1 protein-coding gene is annotated in these 2,832 nt (G+C 45.3%); it reads left to right on the forward strand.

Annotated elements, in window-relative coordinates; translation table 11 throughout:
- Positions 1–221: 221 nt before the first annotated feature.
- A partial coding sequence (locus KDK16_RS12510) for a hypothetical protein (RefSeq protein ID WP_257276376.1) occupies positions 222–2,832 on the forward strand: 2,611 nt, incomplete at its 3' end.

Here is a 2,832-nt window from a genome sequence, read left to right on the forward strand (position 1 = left end):
AATACTTCAAGGAAAATGTGCCTAAATGGTCATTCTCCCACGCAGAAAGTATTCCTTACTTCTACACTCTGGGTGCCTTCTACAAATGGCAATAAAGCGATGATAAGAGAGTTCCTGTACATGACAAGAGAAATATCGCTCAATCAGGCCTTCTGCCTGAAGTCGTGAAACCAACACAGGCAGATTTTGAGCAAGGTTAGGGTGACGATAAGGGTAGTAGAATGACATATACTCGTCTCAATGCATTAAGCCTTGCAGTGGCTGTTGCCATCAGCTCTTCCATCATGGTTACACAGGCACTGGCTGATCGCAGGCTGCTGACAAAGTTTGTTGGTATTCACGGCAATGGACGAGCGGAGCTGATCCAGAGTGAGGCCGTAGTTAAGCCGACTTTAGGTGATGACCAGCAGCCAATACCCAAATCCTTTACCACCACCTACCCAGATCCGGCTCCATTCAATGCAGACTTTGTCTTTCCTTCTTTCACAGACGTTCTTTCTGGCATCGACGCTGGTGTTGCCATTGTTGATCTGTTTGAAACAGACGAGAATGACGTTGCTCAGAAATACACCAAAATTTTGAAGGTGGCTGATGAGGGTGTCTTCAGGTTCACCCATAACCTTGAAGAAAGAGAACTGGTCATTGAAGTCAGGGCCGGAATGACCGATCAGGATTCAGTTGAGGCTGTGTTTGATCAAATGGATTGCATCGAACCTCTGGAGCCGTTGACAAAAATTGCCAGACCCGCACAACTGGCCGAAGTGCTCGAAGGTGCCGATCAAAGAGCAGGAAAACTCGGCACCCGTGACCACTATGTCGCCCTCGCTACCATTGAAGTAGAACAAGTTGAAGTGAATGGACGTACCTTCATGCGTCTTATCTCCGGAGGTGATCAGCCTCCTGAACTGAAGCGCCTGGGCCAATCGCTCTTCGTCAATGATGAGGCTCTCCTTGCAGCAGCCACCTCTGCCTACATTCAGGTTCATGTCCTGGGAGAGGATTTACAACAGCAGGCTCTTAATGAACTGTTAAAACACAGTAAACCCATCGGATATGTTGTGCACGTCGAAGATGATACTTATGCTTACCCTGTGCCTGAGGGCTATCCAAAGCTGGAAGTAAAAAAAACTCCGGGGGAGGTTATTGTTTTCCATGGTCAGTTGCAGTATCCGAATGATATCGCCTTTATAGAAAACCTCCATAAACTCCTGGAAAAAGCTGAGAACAATTATCCCGCTGAGGCACTAAAAACACAGATTAAAAGCTACGACACCAGAATCTACCAGTACGTTATTCGGAGCAGGCAGTTGGCACTGCTTGAGGAGTCAGCTGCACACTACGAACAACGCAAAACTGAATTCAAATTATATCCACTGGCCAGGCTTATATACTATGAATATCTCCGGCAGGCATTGACCAGTGCTACTCCGGACAATGACTATCAATTTGAATTCACATTTGGACACATCAAAGCGGTCTGGTCTGTCATCACGCCAACCTGGTTAAAGTTTCAACTCGAAAAACACTTCGGCTTCAAACCCGTAATTAGAGAGCTTCTGACTAATCAACGCTTTATTCAAACGTTCATGTCTGTTATTCGCTTTATCAGCAAAAAGGAGATCGGTCCTCCCGGGGTCGACGAACAGTTTGCTGACAAAGTGATTAGCGACATGATCAGGCAGCTGCCTGAAACGTATAAAAGACTGGAGGAGCTACAGACAAAAGAAGCCACAATCCTCCATATTAAAAATGAGTTGCAGCACTTATCGGCTACAGAAGTTACCAGTGAAGAGGAAAAACTCAAAGCACGACAAATAAACCAACGAATCGAGGATGAGCTTGTAAAGCTTCGTGTCGAACTGGAAGCCCTGGGAAACCGGGAACAGGATCTTCAGCAGGAAAGCAAACAAATTCCAGCCCTGGCACAACAACTTCGTGATGCCAGAAAGGCTTACTATTCTGAAAGAGCAACAAAGCTTGGCATAGGTGACTGGGATGATAACATGCCACCAGAAGAGCAAGCCAAACGCATCCGGGAGAAACTTAATGAAATCTTCAGAGCAGTTACCACAACAGGACAACCTGAGGAAGACACTGTAAAAATAAATCTGGCCACTATTGAAGGCCAACTCGGTATTGTTCCGGATAATGAAAATGATCTGGATGCCCGCTTTCAGTCCATTCAAAAGCATCTTCAGCAAAGCGCCAGCTCATACACCAGAAAAACAGCACATATCAAAGCCCGCTATTTAGCCATTGCCTTACATTTGAAGATTCAGGATTTTGATATCCATGCAGATGTTCACGATCAGGAAAAATGCCTGCTTCAAAAAATTGAAGCAATGCATGCTCAAGAAGCAGTTCAACGCCAACAACTCAAGACAATGGATGATCAACTTGATAAACAGTATGCTTTCATCAAGGAGACAAAAGCCGTTCTGGCAGCGGCACTTGGTATTGATCTGATCGAAGACACTACACTGAAAGACCGCACAAGCCTGGAATCAATGCTGCGTAACAAACTCTATGATCTTTCAAAGCTGGAAAATGAACTGAACGACATCAAAACACCAGGCCACCCCAAAGTCATGCCTGAAGTACTTGAGAAACTGACTGCTGTGGAAAGTGTCCTGAATATAGATAACCTCGATACAGAGAACGATGTGCATTACCGTCGTGACGCCATTTCTAAAGAAATTCAGACATACATCAAAGAAACCGGACAGCGGGTAGAAGAAGAAGCTCTGGAGATGCTGATAGCCGTAGAAAAAGCACTTGAGATCAATGTCAATGAGGGTGATGACAAAGCAACAAGACTTGACAGGATTGAAA

This window comes from Endozoicomonas sp. SESOKO4, assembly GCF_024606275.1.